The organism is Sphingomonas sp. (assembly GCF_025362505.1).
Taxonomy (GTDB): Bacteria; Pseudomonadota; Alphaproteobacteria; order Sphingomonadales; family Sphingomonadaceae; genus Sphingomicrobium.
This window is the reverse complement of the sequence record NZ_JANYGG010000040.1, coordinates 1-15,739: the sequence shown is the minus strand read 5'-3', so window position 1 is coordinate 15,739 and position 15,739 is coordinate 1. Positions and strand designations below refer to the sequence as shown.

Sequence of the window (15,739 nt, the reverse complement as noted above, 5' to 3'; positions counted from 1 at the left end):
GAATGGCGGTCGGCCTTGTCGAGCGCACCGATCGCGGCGGTCAGCGCCTTGCGCGGCATCACCCCGCCGGCATCGGCGAGCATCGCCGCCACCGCGCGCACGCCGGGGGTCGCGGCCTTGTCCGAAGCAGCCCTGGCGAGCGCCTTGAGCTGGGCGAGCTCGGCGGCGACCACGCGCTCGAGCCACGCCTCCAACCGGGCGCGAAGCGCGGCGCGGCGCTGTGCCGTCAGTCGGTCAAGCGAGCGCGCCGTGCGCACCGCCGGTTCGAGCAGCGACCGACCTGGCGCCAAGCGAGCAAGCACATGCCCGTCCCACGCGATCCCCACCGCTCCGCTCGGCTCGATCGATAGCGCGAAGGCCGCATCTTCCACCTCGCACAGCGCCTTCGCCCGCCGGTCGAGCTCGTCGCCCAGCCGCCGTTCGGCCGCCGCGAGCAGCAACCTCTTGTCCGCCAGCCGCGCCGACGGATCGACCGTGAAGCTGAACCCCGCCAGATGCCCGATCGGTTCGGGCCCGACACTGACCTCACCATCCGCCGCGACCGTCACCGGCAGCGCGTCGGCCCCGCGCGCGCCGATATCGCGCACCAGCACCGCCGTCCGCCGATCGACGAACCGCTGCGTCAACGCCGCGTGGAGCGCGTCGCTCAGTCGCGCTTCGACCGACCGGGTGCGCTCGGCCGCCTTCGCCGGGTCGGCCATCCAGTCGGCGCGCTGGGCGATGTAGGCCCAACTGCGGATCCCCGCGAGCCGGTCGGCGATCGCCTCGATATCGCCCGCGACATTGTCGAGCCGGGTAACTTCGGCGGCGAACCATTCGTGCGGGATGTGCCCGCCTTCGCCGACGTAGGAGAAGATCCGCCGCACCATCCGCGCGTGGTGCATCGGCCCGACCTTGCGGAAATCGGGCAGGCCACACGCCGCCCACAGCGCCCGCGCACGCTTGCCCTTGCGCGCCGCGACCGCCGGATCCTCGGCGATCGCCTTCAGCACCATCAAGTCCATCGCCACCGGAGCGGCGCGCAACAAGGGATCCCCGCTCGGTTCCTCGAGGCTGGCGATCAGCGCGCGGACGTCGGTGAAATCGAGCTCGGGATTGCGCCAGTAGAGATGATCGAGCGCGCGAAAGCGATGCTCCTCGATCGCCTCGAGCTCCCCCTCGCTGAACGCCGGCCCGCTGTCGCCGCCGAGCCCCAGCGTACCGAATGTCCCGTCCTTCTGGTGCCGCCCGGCGCGCCCCGCGATCTGCGCCATCTCGGCGGTCGTCAGCCGCCGGTCGCGCTTGCCGTCGAACTTTTCGAGCCCAGCGAACGCCACGTGGGTGACGTCCATGTTGATCCCCATCCCGATCGCGTCGGTCGCGACGAGATAGTCGACCTCGCCGCGCTGGAACATCGCCACCTGGGCGTTGCGCGTCGCCGGCGACAGCGAACCCATCACCACCGCCGCGCCGCCCTTGAATCGGCGCAGCATCTCGGCGAGCGCGTAAACCTGCTCGGCCGAGAAGGCGACGATCGCCGAGCGCGGCGGCAGGCGCGTCAGCTTGGCCGACCCCGCATAGCGCAACGTCGAAAAGCGTGGCCGCGTGACGATCTCCGCCCTCGGCAACAGCTTCCTGACCAGCGGCTTGAGGCTCTCCGACCCGAGGATCAGCGTCTCCTCCCGCCCCCGCGCGCGCAGCATCCGGTCGGTGAACACATGCCCCCGCTCGGGGTCGATCCCGAGTTGTGCCTCGTCGATCGCGGCAAAGGCGAAGTCGCGCGGCAATCCATCGCCGGGGTCGCTCTGATCATCACGGTCCGCACCGGGGACCGGCATGCTCTCGGCGGTGCACAGGACATAGCGCGCCTTGGGCGGCACAATCCGCTCCTCGCCGGTCAGCAGCGCAACCGACGCGGCCCCCTTGATCGCGACCACGCGGTCGTACACTTCGCGCGCCAGCAATCGCAGCGGGAAGCCGATCACCCCGCTCGAATGGGCACACATCCGCTCGGTCGCGAGATAGGTCTTGCCGGTGTTGGTGGGCCCGAGAATAGCCCGTACGATCCCGTCACCTTGGCCAACCATGCCATCGAATGTGGCACCAAAACCGCGAAGTGCAAGCCCTTGCTTCGCCGTTGAACCGCGCTTTAGCGGGACCGGCGCACGCCGAATTAAATTGACATTAACCATTGGTGTTCAGGACAATAGCGGCCTTGATGGAGTCGGTGCGGACCGCTCCGGGGCGCGGGGGTACTTGTGCTGGCACGCGACGACTGGAGGGCGAGCGGCGGCGGCGTGGCGATGCCGCGCAGCCTTGTTGCGCGCGCCCCGGCCACGTTCGGCGCACGACAGAAGCGGCTGCGCGACCTCGACCTTGTGGTCGACCTCAGCGAGGATTTCTTCAGCCGCCGCTGGTGGCGCGGGTTCGCGACGCTGACCGCGCTGACCGTCGCGACCGCGCTGCTCGCCCCCGGCTTCGGCCCGCTGCCCGGCGGCCATCCCGCGCTGCTCGGCGAGGCCGAGGAAAACCAGTTGATCGCCGCCGGGGTCGGATCGCTGATCGAAGGCAGCGACGCCGGCATCGCGATGGCACCGACCGCCGCGGTCGAGCCGCTGACCAGCGCGCCCGAACGCCCCACCGTTGATTTGTTCGCCCGTCTCGGCCCGGGCGACAACCTCGCCCGGCTGCTCGTCCGCATCGGCGCGCGCTATTCCGACGCAGGCCGGGCACAGGCACTGCTCGGCGGCGCCACGATCGCCCAGGGTACGACGGTCTCGGTCACACTCGGCCGCAAGGAAGGCGGCACCCGCCCGGCCCAGCGCATCGCGCTGCGCGGCGGGCTCGACGCCGAACTCGTGATCACCGCCTCGCCCGAAGGCCTGAGGCTCCAGCGTCAGGCGATCGCGGTCGACGCGACCCCGCTGCGTATCCGCGGCCGGGTCGGCGACGGACTCTACTGGTCGTTGCGCGCGTCGGGCGTGACCACCCAGACCGCCGGGGAATATCTCAAGGCCCTTTCCGGCCAGCTTGACGTCGGCAGCCAGATCTCGCCCGACGACCGCTTCGACCTGGTCGTCGCCAACCGCCGCGCCGCGACCGGCGAGAGCGAGGCCGGGCCGCTGCTCTACGCCGGAATCGACCGCGCCGGCGCTCCGAGCCTCCAGCTCGTCAAATGGGCCGTCGGCGGAAAGACGCAATGGTTCGAAGCGTCGGGTGTCGGTCGGCAGACGAGCGGCATGGTGTGGCCGGTCAACGCGCCGATCAGCTCGGGCTTCGGCGAGCGCTGGCACCCGATCCTGCACTTCGTCCGGATGCACAAGGGCATTGATTTCGGCGCGCATTGGGGCACGCCGATCGTCGCCGCCGCCGACGGCCAGGTTGAGCGCGCCGGCTGGTCGGGCGGCTATGGTCAGCAGGTCCGCCTTGCCCACGCCGGCGGGATCGAGACCAGCTACAGCCACATGAGCCGCATGGTTGTCTCCCCCGGCAGCATGGTCCGCCAGGGCCAGCTGATCGGCTACACCGGCAGCAGCGGCCTCTCGACCGGCCCCCACCTCCACTATGAAGTGATGCGCGGCGGCCAGGCGATCAACCCGATGTCCGTCCGCTTCATCAGCCACGCGACCCTCGAGGGCCCGAGCCTTGCCGCCTTCAAGGCGCGGGTCGCGGCACTGCTGAGCGTCGGGCGGGGTTAGGGTAGGAGACTGATCGACCGCTGCCGACCTAAAGCGGACATTCCATAAAGCTTGTGTGATGTGGGCCGGCCATCCCGACAATACAGCTAAAGGGCGACCAACTCGGCGAGTTTGGCCGCGACAACTGCCATCGACTCTTCTGCAGTGCTGCGGCCGCTCCCGCTGCTCCCCGACGAGGAATAGGACGAAGACGAGTACGTTGGGGTCGAGTAACCGTAGCGGCTGTAGCTGCTGTAGCTGCTGCCGCATGCAGGGCAGTCCGCTGCGGCGCTCGCTGTGCGATGACCTGTTGCTGGTGCTGTGCATCTTGCCATTGGCCGACGCTAGCAAATACCGTCGTCGTTGCAAAAAGCTGCCCCTCCGGTTTCCACAATCACGGACGTGGCTCGTACGGCAGCTTTCCACTAGCGGCAGCCATTAATGCTTTCCTACAGCACTTAAATCTGTGATAACCGAATCGGCTCTTTGAAATTTCATAAATATAACCAGATCAGGCGCAAGTTGGACCCGTTTTACTACCACGTCACCGCGAACATTCGGAACATTCGCGGCGAATTGGCTTGGCTCAAATCGACGATTGGAACGGCGAAACCCCCTGCCGCCCGTGCTCGCATCGGAGCCTCACGGTGCGCGGGACGATATCCGCTTCGCCGCCGGGCTTTACTCGGGCTTGTACCGTTCGCGGCATCAAGCCGGTTGCGTCGGTCACATCCCGCGCTAAGGCCAAACACATCGGTCGGCCGGCGCCGAGCGACGACCGTGCTGTCCTGATCGTAAGGAAGATTATGCTCGACCAGTCCATCGCCCAGCGGCGTCTTGCCGCATTCGCGGCTACCCGGCCGAGGCGACCTTGCGCGTCCTGACCTTCCTTCACAGCTTCGAGCCGGGGGGAGTCGAGCGAGTCGCTGTCCGGCTGGTGCGCAGGTGGCGGGAGGTTGGGGTCGATGCCCCGCTGTTCATCGGCCGCGACGAAGGCGCACTGCGCGATGAGTTGGCGAGCGACCTCAATTTTTCGCTGCCTCCCCGCCCCGCCCGCTGGAGCCGGCAGCTCGAAAGCTGGTGGATGATTTTCAAGCTCCCGGCCGAAATCCGCCGCGTGAAGCCCGACCTGCTGTTCTGCGCCGGCAACACCTACACCGTCGTGTGCGTTGTGATGAAGCTGATGCTCGGCCCCGACTGCCCGCCGATCGTCGCCAAGATCAGCAACGACCTCGTCCTGCCGGGCCTCTCGCCGTGGCTGCGGTTTTTATATGGTCGATGGGCGTGGCTCCAGGGACGATTGATCGACGGCTGGGTCATCATGCACCCGTCGATGCGGGCCGAGGTGCGGGCGACGATCGGCGGCGTCGACCTGGCCGTCATCTCCGACCCGGCGCTGACCACGGCGCAGCTTACCCGGCTTCAGCTCTGGCGACCGCGCCAGGACGACGCTCCCGGGCGGCGTTTCGTCGCCATGGGGCGGCTGGTCGCGCAGAAGAATTATCCGTTGATGCTCGATGCCTTCGCGCTCGGGGCCGAGCCGGAAGACCGGCTGACGATCTTCGGCGACGGCCCCGGTCGCGCCGAGCTCGAGGCACTGGCCACCGATCTTGGCCTCGCCGGACGAGTCCATTTTGCCGGGCACGTCCCGCAGTCGGCCGAAGCTCTGCTCGACCATGATATCCTGTTGCTGTCGTCGCGCTACGAGGGCATCCCGGCAGCGCTGATCGAGGCGATGGCATGCGGCATGCCGATCGTGGCGACCGACTGCGGCGATGGCGTGCGCGGACTGCTCGAAGGATGCGGTCGCGCCCGGTTGGTGAAGGCGCACGACGTGGCCGCGTTCAGCGCGGCGATCGGCCTGGCGTGCCGCGGGGAAGCGGTCACCGCGGCAGAGCATTTCGACGCCGCCGCCTTCACCATCGAGGCCGGCGCCGAATCCTATCTGGATACGTTTGCCCGGATCGTGAACGACGCCCCCCGTCGCAGGCGTGGCGAGTTGCTCGGCAACCACGATCACGCACCGGACGGGCTCGCTCCGGTCAGCCTTCGCGTGCAACCGGACAGCGGCCGGGAGGCTGCGTGACCACCGTGACGGCGGTCGAAGCTACCTCATCCGTTGGTTCACGGCGCATCGCAGCGATCGTCGTCCCGCTGATGCTGCTGGCCGTCGCCCTCGCCGCGCGAGCACAAACGTTCGGCAATCCGGTGATCGGCTATGACGAGCAATTCTACCTGCTGGTCGGCGATCGGATGCTCCACGGCGCGATCCCGTTCGTCGACATCTTCGATCGCAAGCCGGTCGGGCTATTCCTGATCTATGGCTTCATCCGCCTGCTCGGCGGCGAGGGCACGATCCAGTACCAGCTGGTCGCCGGCGGCTTTGCCTTCGCCACATCCGTGCTGATCTGGAGGTTCGCCGAACGGCTGACCGGGAGGACCGGCGCGATCGCCGCGGCGATCGGCTATCTCATCTGGCTCGATTTCCTCGAGGGCGAAGCGGGGCAGGCGCCGGTGTTCTTCAACCTGCCGGTGCTGCTGGCGGCGATGATGACGCAGCGGCTGATCGAGCAGCGCCGGGTGACGGCCGCGTCGGGGCTCGTCCCGATGCTGCTGATCGGGCTCGCGATGCAGATCAAATATACCGCGCTGTTCGAAGGCCTGTTCCTCGGCTGCGTCCTGCTGATGGCCGCATGGCGCGAGCGGCGCGACGCCGTACGGTTGGCAGGCTCCGCCCTGTGCTGGATCGCCGCGGCGCTGGCGCCGACGCTGGCCGCGTTCCTGGCCTATGTCGCGATCGGCCATGGCCAGGATTTCGTCTTTGCCAATTTCATCTCGATGTGGGGCAAGTTCGGCGACCCCTGGTGGACCAGCGTCACGGGACTGCTGACGATCGTCGCGATCCTCTTTCCGATCATCGGCTGCGTCGTGTTCGCGCCATCGACGCAGGACCCGATCCTCGCCGGGCGCCGGCGCTTCGTTCGCCACTGGCTCGCCGCCGCGGTCGTGGGAATGCTGGTGATGCGCAGTTTCCCGAGCCCCCATTACGCGATGCCCGTGCTCGTCCCCTTGCTCATCGCCGCCGCGCCGCGCCTTGGCGCCTTGGGTCGCTGGAAGTGGTCAGTTGCCGCGGCGTTGCTGCTTGCCTACGCGGCCTCGCAGTTGGTGCTTTATACGCTCCGTTTGAACAAGGGCGGCGCCCCCGAGGCCGCGGCGATGGCGCTGGCCGCTGATCCGGGAAAGGGCTGCCTTTACGTCTACGACGGCTACACCGCGCTCTATCGCCTGACGAACTCGTGCCTGCTGTCGCGGTTCGTTTTTCCCGGCCACCTCAACATGGCCAATGAGGCGAGCGTCAGCGCGCTCGGCGTCGACCCCAGTGCCGAAGTCACGCGGATCATGGCGCGTCACCCGGTCACCGTCGTCCGCGACAACCCGGCCTTCGACCGCGGCAACCGCGCGACCCTGGCGATTATCCGCGCCGAGCTCGCCGCCCATTACGTCCTTTCGTTCCAGCTCCGCACCGGGGAACGCTACCGGCAGGTCTACCGGCGCACCCACTGATCGCGGTCTGGTTCTACCGCCCGTGCCCGCGCCAGCGCTTGACGGTGCGTTGGATAATGCCCTCTTCGCCGCCGGTTTCGCGCCACAGCGCAGCGAAGCTCGGGTCGGATGAGGCCGGACGCTTTTCAGGCTCGAGATCGTCGAACCTCACCCGGATCGGGATCGCGACACCCTCGCCGCAGACGATACATTCGCGGTTGCGCAGAGCCGGAATCGCGTCGAGGAAACCGCGCGCACCTTCGGGCATCGCCGCGCGGACGCAGGCCTGATCGCGTTCGTTATTGAGTCGCATCGCGATGATCGTGCCGCATTGCGACAGCACACCTTCGGCCAGATCCGACGGCCGCTGCGTGATCAGCCCGAGCGACACGCCGTATTTACGGCCTTCCTTGGCGATCCGCTCGAGGATCTTGCGCACCGCCTGGCCGTTGGCCTGATCGTCCTTCGGCACGTAACGGTGCGCTTCCTCGCACACCAGCAGCAGCGGGCGTTGCGCCTCGGTACGTGACCAGATCGCATAATCGAACACCATCCGCGCCAGAACCGACACCACCACCGACGTGACTTCGGACGGAATGCCCGACACGTCGACGATCGAGATCGGCCGTCCGTGGCTCGGCAGGCGGAACAGTTTCGCCAAGAAGCTGCCCATCGTGTCGCTGACCAGCATGCCCGAGAACATGAAGCTGTAGCGCGGATCGGCCTTCAGTTCGTCGAGCTTGGTCTTCAATCGCTGGTAGGGCAGCGTATCGCCCGCCCGGTCGAGCTTGCCCATCTCGTTGACGAGGATCGTGTTGAGGTCCGACAGCAGGTAGGGGATCGGCGAATCGACCGTGATCCGCCCATACTGCTCGGCCTGCTTGCCCTTCATCCGCGAGGCGAGGAGGCATTTGGCGAGGATGTCGGCGTCGCGCTGGCGCTCGCCGCCATCGGTCGTCAACAGCACTTCGCAATGTTCTTCGAAGTTGAGCAGCCAGTAAGGCAATTGCAGATTGTCGGCATTGAACAGCTCGCCGCAATCCTTGAACGCCGCCGAATATTCTCCGTGCGGATCGATCATCACGATGTGGCCCTCCGGCGACAGCTGCGAGATGCGGTGGAGGATCAGCGCAACCGAAGTCGACTTGCCGGTGCCGGTCGAGCCGAGAATGGCGAAATGCTTCGACAGCATCGGGTCGACATAAAGCGCGCCGCGAATATCGTCGGTCGGATAGACGGTGCCGATTTCGATGTGCGGGCTGTCGTCGGCGGCAAAGATGCCGTGCATGTCGCGGGTCGAGACCGGATACACGCCGTCGCCGGGGATCGGGTAGCGGGTCACGCCGCGGCGGAAGTTGACCAACCGGCCGTCGGGCCCTTCCTGTCCTTCGCCGAGGAAATCGACATGCGCGGTGACCTTTCCGGCCTCGCCGGAGCGGAGCGTGCGGACATTGGCGATCAGCCACGACTTGGCGACCTTCATCTTGACCTGGCTGCCGACCTGGCCCGACATTGCCAGCGACAGATCTGGATTGGTGCTCAGCGTGGCAAGCGCGGCGGCGCTCATCTCGACTTGCGAGCCGGAGCCGGCAATCTCCATCACATGACCAATCTCTGCCTGTGGCTCGACCGCAGCCTGCAACTCCGGGGTCGGATGGGGCTCACCCTCGCCATAGGCACTCATCTCGTCGAGAAACTGCTTGAGGCTCGAATTATCATCCATGGCGACGCTCATCCCAACAATAACGGTGCGGCGTCACGGGTAGGCAATCGAAGTTAATATAGGGTTAGGCGCGCCGTTGACCCGGGCCGCTTCAGGACCGGCGGCGGAACAGTGCCGCAGCGGCCCAGCCAAGGCCGAGCGACAGCAAAACAGCGGCGACGCCATAGACAAAGGCGTGGCGGCGGGCGACGAGCGCGATGTACCGCTCGAACCCCGACTTGCCGATGTGGACGTCACGCGTGGCGGCGGCGAGCACCCGGCCGCGGTCGATGAGGAAGGTTTCGGCGGTATAGGTGCCGACCGGCACCTGGCTCGGGATCGAGATCGCCGCGCGGTACAGCACGCCGCCACTGATCTCTACGCCGTGGGGATTTTCGGCGAACAGCCCCTCGCGGCGGCGCAGGTCGAGCAGGCCGGCCTCGAACCGCCGGTTCTTCTCGGGCAGAACGCCACCGCCCGGTGACAATTGGAGGTTGCGCAGACCGAGCTCGTAGATCGACGCGGTCCGGTCGTCGACCAGGCTGCGGATCGGTTTCGACGAAGCCACCGAATAGAAGCTTGGCGCGGAGCGAAACCTGCTCGAATCCGCGTTCATCCAGATCAGACCAGCGACTTTCTGCTTCTCGCGCAGCAGGATCGGCTGGTCGGGGCCGCGCAGGACGACGACGACCTCCGCCGGCCGCTCCGGAATCCGGCCGTCGGGGTAGAGGATCGCGCCGAACAGCAATAATTGCGCCCCGGTGAAACTGTAACGGATCTGAACTTCGCGCGCGGAGACGTCGGGGACGAGTTCGGGCTTGGTCGCGGCCGGGAGGAGCAACGCCGCCGCAACCAGCAACAGGGCGAGTCGCGCCCTCACAGCATCTCGACGGTGTAGATTTCGTCGGGATGCCACGCGAGACCAAGCGCCATACGCAGCGCGACCAGCAGGATGATGATCGCCAGCGCTAGCCGGAGGAGGTCGGGCTTCAGCCGAGTTGCGAGCTGGGCGCCATATTGCGCGCCAATCACGCCGCCGACGAGCAGCAGCCCGGCAAGGACGATATCGACCGCGCCGCTGGTCAGCGCCTGGATCAGCGTCGTCGCCGCGCTGACCGCGAGGATCATCACGAGGCTCGTCCCGATGACCACCCGCGCCGCCATGCCGAGTAGGTAGATCATCGCGGGAACGAGGATGAAGCCGCCGCCGACTCCGAGCAGGACGGTCAGCGTGCCTGCGGCGAAGCCCAGCGCGGCCGGGGCGAGCGGGGAGATGTACAGCCCCGACGCATAGAAGCGCGATCGCAGCGGCAGGCTGGCGACCCAGCGGTTGTGGCGCCGCTGGACCTTGACCTCGGCGCGCTTGAGCCAGCCGAGCGCGAACATTGCGTCCTTGAGCATCAACACGCCGATCCCGCCGAGCAGCACCACGTAAAGAAAGCCGACGACGACATCGACCTGTCCGGTCGTCTGAAGGATGCGGAAGATCGCCGCGCCGGTCAGCGAGCCGAACAGCCCGCCGCCGATCATGACGAGGCCCATCTTGAGGTCGACCCCGCCGCGCCGCCAGTGAGCCAAAGCGCCCGACACGCTGGCGCCGGTGATCTGGGTCGTGGCCGAGGCGACCGCGACGGTCGGGGGGATACCGTAGAAGATCAGCAGCGGGGTGGTGAGGAAGCCTCCTCCGACCCCGAACAGCCCCGACAACACCCCGACCAGCGCGCCCAAGGCGACGATCAGCAGTGCGTTGACCGACATTCCGGCGATAGGGAGATAGATATGCATGGCGTTGTCCGCGACGCTAAGGGTGCGAGGCGGCGCTCGCAATGGACGACGCTAGAAATCTCCCGCAATCGTCACCGACGGACCCGACGAGGGGAACGCCGATCCGCCAAGACGCTGCCGATAATCGGCGTGGATCCGCATGTGATGCTTCATCGAGATCGTCAGGCGGGGGCCGGCGTCGAGCCGGTAAAGATGCGGCTGCGCTCCGCCCCACACGCCGAAACCAGCCGACAGGTTCCGCCACAGCGGCCGCGTCAGGGTGAACGCCCCGTCGCCGAACAGGTCGTGCGACGTGATTCCGACCACCCCCGCCTGGGCGTAGGCATTCAGCCGGAACCCCGCCGGCATCGGCCGGTCCCACAGCCCACCTTCGACGAACAGCGCGAAATCATTGCGCCCACCGGCCCGGCCGAAGCGCTGGCGGCGCTCGGCGGTGATCGCGAACGGGACCGACAGCCACGGCCGGAAGCGGACCCCGAGCGCCGCCTCGCCGCCACGCGCGCCCCCCAGCGGCGTGCTGGTGCGCAGGCTCGCGCCAAAGTGCGGATTGACCCAATAGGTCATGCGCGCGCCCGCCTGGCTCCCGCCCAGCGTCGCGCCGCTCGCCGCAAGGCTGTTGGGGCCGAGCAGGTCGCCCGGCTTGCCCCGCATCAGCGCCCAGGTCGACAGTTCGAGTCGCTTGCTGGCTCGCATCAGTGGCGGCGCAAGCGCGTCGGCGCCCGGCGGCGAACCATGCCAACCCGGCATCGCGACCGACGCCAGTTGCACCGGCGGCGACTCCGGCGCAGCGGGCTCGCCAGCGAATGGCAAGCGGCGTGGTTCCGGCATCAGGACGTCGTCCACGAACCGCACGCGCGCTCGGGACTGGCGTGGCTCGGCTCGCGCCGGATAATAATATTCCGGTGGAGCATAGATTATTCTCGGAGCGACGGAGGCAAAGCTGCCGCGATTCTTGCGGATAGACCAGGCGAGGGTCGAATAGGGGCGCGACGCCGCTGGGCGCTGGCGGCGACAACGGATCAAGCGGCGCGAACTCGGTCGTCGCGACTTGCGGCAAACCGGCTGGTGTGGCTGCAGGAGCGAACGGCGGGACCGTCGCCAGTGCGCTCGTTCCCGGCACCATGCCGAGGCTGATCGCGCGCACCCCCGCCCAGGCGAACACGGCGAGGCCGAGAAAACGCGTCGAAGCAGTCATGCGCCAAGCTCCTTGGGGAAGATATGCCGCGTCTTGTCCCACCGCGGCGGGCCAGCCGAATTGTGGAGCGAAAGCGCGCGACGGACCGCGAGGATGGCGATGATGTTGGCGACGAACAGCCGCGGGACCGACATCAGCCCCTGCCACGGGCCATAGGCGGCGGTGGTGAAGCTCGCGCGCATCACGACCCGCCACGCGAGCAACACCAGATTGACCTTGAGCAGCAGCGCGAGGCGCGGCCCGATCGTCACCGCCAGCGGCGCCCCCATCCCCTGGGCGACCGACAATTGCGCCCACAGCAGCATCGCGCCATAGCCGGCGACCATCAGCAGCGCCGCCAGCGGTCCGCTGCGGTCGCGCATACGCATCCACCGCTCGCCGAGCCCGCCCGACCAGCCGAGCCGCTCCCACCCGGCAAAGGCGATGCCGCCGATCCACCGCGCCTTCTGCCGCACAGCCGCGTCGAGGCTGGCCGGGAAATGACCGCGCGAGGCGACCGCCGCCCGCTCTCCCGGCGCCGCGGGGATTCGCACGAACATTGTTCGCAACCCCATCGCCCCAAGCCGCAACCCGACTTCATAATCCTCGGTCATGCTGTCCGCCGCGAACGGCTGGCCACCGTGCATCGCCGCGAGCCGGTCGAGCGCGCTTCGCTCGATCGAGCAGGCGACCCCGGCCAGCGGAATCGCCGCGCCGACCGCCTCACGTACGACCAGTTCCTTGCCGTGGCTTTCGGCGAACTCGTCGCCGTAATGACCGCTGATCCACGGGCTCGCCGGGTCGGGAAGCGGGACGACCGGAAGCTGGATCGCCGCCGCGCGCCCGACGAGCGCGGCGAACAGCATCAGCTCGCACGGGTGGACGACATCCTCGGCATCATGGAGCACGACCGCCAGCGCCCGTGACCCGCGCCGCGCCTCTTCGGCAATCAGCGCCGCGAAGAGGTGGTTGAGGCAATCGGCCTTGGTCGTCGGGCCGCGATGGTCGAGCCTGACCGGCGTGATCCGCGCATCCCCAACCGACGCAATCGCGTCGAATGTCGCCGGATCATTGGCATAATGACCAACAAACAGGCGATAGTCGCCCGGCCCGAACCGCGACAGCGTCTCGCGCAGCATCGGAGCGATCACCGCGCTTTCGTCCCATGCCGGAATGAATACCGCCATCCAGCCACCCTGCGCGCCGGGCGCGAGGGTTCGCGCAAACGCCCGAGGGTAGCGACTGTAGATCGCCGCGCCGCGCCACAGCCGCCGGCTGAAGTAGATCAGGTCGACCAGCAGGTCGTCGAGCGCGAACAGCAGGAACCCGACCGCCGCGAACAGCGCCAGCTCCTCGGCAAGCGCGGTGAGCAGGATCGCGCCGGTCATGCGAGCGCCATCGCGATGGTCGCGCCAAGGCACGACACGTTCGCGCAAGAAACCACTGATTTGGGCCGGACTCGGATCACACCCTCCCCTAGGATAGTTCCGAGCATCCCAACTTTGTCAGCCCCGATCCGGCCCGGCAATGCCGTAGAGATACGAGGGTCTCAGCTTCGCGCGCCGACACGACAAGGGAACAAGCTGACCCCTTCAGGGCTTTTACTTGCTGGTAACCCCAAAGCGGCTACCATTGGCCAGTCGAAACTCGAAAGGATAGAGCGCGCGATGATCGTGGGTGTTCAGCGTCACTTGCATGCCCGATCCGCCGCCTTGCTCGGGTCGCTCGAGCGCGGGCTGCCGCGCATCATGACCTGGTGGTTCGTGCTGGCGCTCGCTGCGTCGGCGCTGCGCGTCGCGACCAGCCCGCTCGACGGGCGCCCGCCCGAGCTGGCCATGCTTTTGCCCTACTGGCTGTTGACCTGCGTTCCGCTGATTTCGATGGGGCTTGCGCTGCGCTGGTTCGCCAATGCCGACCAACTGCCGCAACCGACCACCCGGCTCGCCGTGGTCGGCAGGTGGCGCACGGTCGATCGGCACGAGGCCCGGAGCAACGCGCTTTACGGCACGACCGGCTTCATGGTTTCCCTGCTGGTGGGGATGCTGATCAATGTGCCGGTGCGCGCCGCCGAATATCTCGCCGAGCTGCCGGCGATCAGCGGCCCTGTCCCGCAGTGGCTTAATTCCCTGCAGCTGATGCTGACGCTCGACGTCGTCCTGTTGCCCAGCCTTTACGTCATCGCGTTCGTCGCGGCGCTGCGCCGGGTGCCGTTGTTCCCGCGGCTACTGGTCGCGATCTGGGGCATCGACCTCGCCATGCAGCTTGGCATCGCCCACGCGGTGACGGCGTCCGGCGACCTTCCGCCTCAAGTGGCAACGACACTCCACTCGGTGCTCGACGGCAACGTCAAGAAGGTGCTGATCAGCGTCGCGCTGTGGCTGCCCTATCTGCTGATGTCGCGGCGGGTCAACGTGACGTTCCGGAGCCGGGTCCCGGCCTGAAACCCCCGACTCGCCGCGCGGCGACTCGTCGCGGACTCCTGAAACTAGCGAGTTAACCCCCCTAAATTGTTGCATGAAAGCTGCGCATCTGTGCGTAAATGGGACGGTTGGATGCGCCTTTGACGTGTCGTCTCAATCGGTCGCTTCAGAAGAAGCTGAACAATTACAGACACTTGATGCTGTACTGTAACCCCGCCGAAACTTAACGGGGATTAAACAGATATCCTTGACAAGAAATTAAGCCAAGCGCAGTCCCGGAAGTGCAGAGCGTATCGAAATCCGCTCAAGCGATGCCGGATGCCACTGTTCTTGGCTGCTTTTGTCCTGCTCCCGCACGAGCTGCATTTCAATCGCTACGCGGAAGTCGATGCCGGGACGGGCATCGTCGCAAGAGTATAGGGGACGACAAATGACTAAATTCATCAACATGATGAAGGATGACTCGGGCGCCGCGGCGGCCGAATATGCACTGATCCTCGCCATCGTCGGTGCGGCCATCGCGATTGCCGCGATCGGTCTGGGCAGTGCGGTTTCGACCGCGATGAATCGCGCCACGACCTGCATTACTACTGCCACTACAAATGCTGTAGTCTGCTAATTCATCGAGGGGAGGCGGAGCGTCCGCTACTCCTCCCCTCGTCCATAAAAGGATGAGAAAAATGAAGACTTTCATGAACATGATCCGGGACGAGTCGGGCGCTGCGGCGGCCGAATATGCCCTCATTCTCGCCATCGTCGGCGCGGCCATCGCGATTGCCGCGATCGGTCTCGGAAGTGCGGTTTCGAAGGCGATGAATCGCGCTACGACCTGCATTAACACCGCTACTACAAACGCTGTAGTCTGCTAAATTGACCGTAATCCATGGGCGGCGTTCGCGCCGCCCATGGAATTGCTTGCGTTTTCTATGGTTTTCCTGACGCCTGTTAATCACCGTTAGAAACGTGTAGAAGCGGATTTCATCATGCACGGGGGGTGCACGCGATGCTGAGACGACAATCGCTGATCGCGCTCGGGGTGGCCATCCTGCTGGGATTGGTCGCCGTATACCTCGCCAATGTCTTTCTCAACGTGCGGCAAAGCCAGCTCAACAGCTCGCCCGCCGGCACGACCAAGGTCGCGGTCGCTGCGGTGCCGCTCGATTACGGCACGCAGGTCACGCCCGACAAGATCAAGTTCATCGACTATCCGACCGGCGACCTGCCGCCGGGCAGTTTCCGCACGATCCCCGACCTGTTGCCAATGGGCAAGCAGCGCGTCGCGCTTCGCCCGATCCTGGTCAACCAGCCGGTGCTGTCGTCCGACCTGACCGGTGAAGGCCAGAACGCCTCGATCGCCGCGCTGCTCCCCGACGGGATGCGCGCCGCCTCGGTGCGGGTCAACGACGTCTCGGGCGTCGCCGGCTTCGTCAAGCCCAACGACACGGTCGACGTGCTGATC

13 protein-coding genes are annotated in these 15,739 nt (G+C 66.8%); 7 read left to right on the top strand and 6 right to left on the bottom strand.

Annotated elements, in window-relative coordinates; all coding sequences use genetic code 11:
* On the bottom strand, window positions 1-2,066 hold a 2,066-nt coding region (locus Q0R27_RS03230), incomplete at its 3' end, for a helicase-related protein (protein WP_293940843.1).
* 171 nt (window positions 2,067-2,237) lie between these two features.
* Between Q0R27_RS03230 and Q0R27_RS03225 the strand changes: the two genes are divergently transcribed.
* From Q0R27_RS03225 to Q0R27_RS03215, 3 genes are all read left to right on the top strand, one after another.
* On the top strand, window positions 2,238-3,677 hold the full coding sequence (locus tag Q0R27_RS03225; protein ID WP_293940841.1) for a M23 family metallopeptidase: 1,440 nt from the start codon (window positions 2,238-2,240) through the stop codon (window positions 3,675-3,677).
* Window positions 3,678-4,527: 850 nt separating this feature from the next.
* On the top strand, window positions 4,528-5,742 hold the full coding sequence (locus tag Q0R27_RS03220; RefSeq protein WP_293940839.1) for a glycosyltransferase: 1,215 nt from the start codon (window positions 4,528-4,530) through the stop codon (window positions 5,740-5,742).
* The gene (locus tag Q0R27_RS03215) at window positions 5,739-7,220 is read left to right on the top strand and encodes a glycosyltransferase family 39 protein (protein WP_293940837.1); all 1,482 of its coding nucleotides are present in this window, start codon (window positions 5,739-5,741) and stop codon (window positions 7,218-7,220) included. Before Q0R27_RS03220 ends, Q0R27_RS03215 begins: the two co-directional genes overlap by 4 nt.
* A 13-nt stretch (window positions 7,221-7,233) precedes the next feature.
* Here the strand turns inward: Q0R27_RS03215 and Q0R27_RS03210 are convergent, their stop codons facing one another.
* From Q0R27_RS03210 to Q0R27_RS03190, 5 genes are all read right to left on the bottom strand, one after another.
* Window positions 7,234-8,922 carry a DUF87 domain-containing protein gene (locus Q0R27_RS03210; protein ID WP_293940835.1) on the bottom strand — a complete coding sequence of 563 codons (1,689 nt, stop codon included), beginning with the start codon at window positions 8,920-8,922 and terminating at the stop codon, window positions 7,234-7,236.
* Between the two features lie 91 nt (window positions 8,923-9,013).
* Complete coding sequence (locus Q0R27_RS03205) at window positions 9,014-9,781, bottom strand: TIGR02186 family protein (RefSeq protein ID WP_293940833.1); 768 nt, start codon at window positions 9,779-9,781, stop codon at window positions 9,014-9,016.
* The gene (locus Q0R27_RS03200) at window positions 9,778-10,686 is read right to left on the bottom strand and encodes a sulfite exporter TauE/SafE family protein (RefSeq protein WP_293940831.1); all 909 of its coding nucleotides are present in this window, start codon (window positions 10,684-10,686) and stop codon (window positions 9,778-9,780) included. Before Q0R27_RS03200 ends, Q0R27_RS03205 begins: the two co-directional genes overlap by 4 nt.
* A 51-nt stretch (window positions 10,687-10,737) precedes the next feature.
* Window positions 10,738-11,514 (bottom strand): hypothetical protein, encoded by a 777-nt coding sequence (locus Q0R27_RS03195; RefSeq protein ID WP_293940829.1) that lies wholly within the window; start codon window positions 11,512-11,514, stop codon window positions 10,738-10,740.
* A 363-nt stretch (window positions 11,515-11,877) separates the two neighbouring features.
* On the bottom strand, window positions 11,878-13,248 hold the full coding sequence (locus Q0R27_RS03190) for a glycosyl transferase family protein (protein ID WP_293940827.1): 1,371 nt from the start codon (window positions 13,246-13,248) through the stop codon (window positions 11,878-11,880).
* A 279-nt stretch (window positions 13,249-13,527) separates the two neighbouring features.
* On the opposite strand from Q0R27_RS03190, the gene Q0R27_RS03185 reads away from it, so the two are divergent.
* From Q0R27_RS03185 to cpaB, 4 genes are all read left to right on the top strand, one after another.
* Entirely contained in the window at window positions 13,528-14,301 is a 774-nt protein-coding gene (locus Q0R27_RS03185; RefSeq protein ID WP_293940826.1) for a DUF2569 domain-containing protein, read from the top strand.
* Between the two features lie 409 nt (window positions 14,302-14,710).
* Window positions 14,711-14,899 carry a Flp family type IVb pilin gene (locus Q0R27_RS03180; protein WP_293940824.1) on the top strand — a complete coding sequence of 63 codons (189 nt, stop codon included), beginning with the start codon at window positions 14,711-14,713 and terminating at the stop codon, window positions 14,897-14,899.
* 61 nt (window positions 14,900-14,960) lie between these two features.
* On the top strand, window positions 14,961-15,149 hold the full coding sequence (locus Q0R27_RS03175; RefSeq protein WP_293940823.1) for a Flp family type IVb pilin: 189 nt from the start codon (window positions 14,961-14,963) through the stop codon (window positions 15,147-15,149).
* A 134-nt stretch (window positions 15,150-15,283) separates the two neighbouring features.
* Window positions 15,284-15,739 (top strand): Flp pilus assembly protein CpaB (cpaB, locus tag Q0R27_RS03170; protein ID WP_293940821.1); only part of this gene is annotated, 456 nt, incomplete at its 3' end.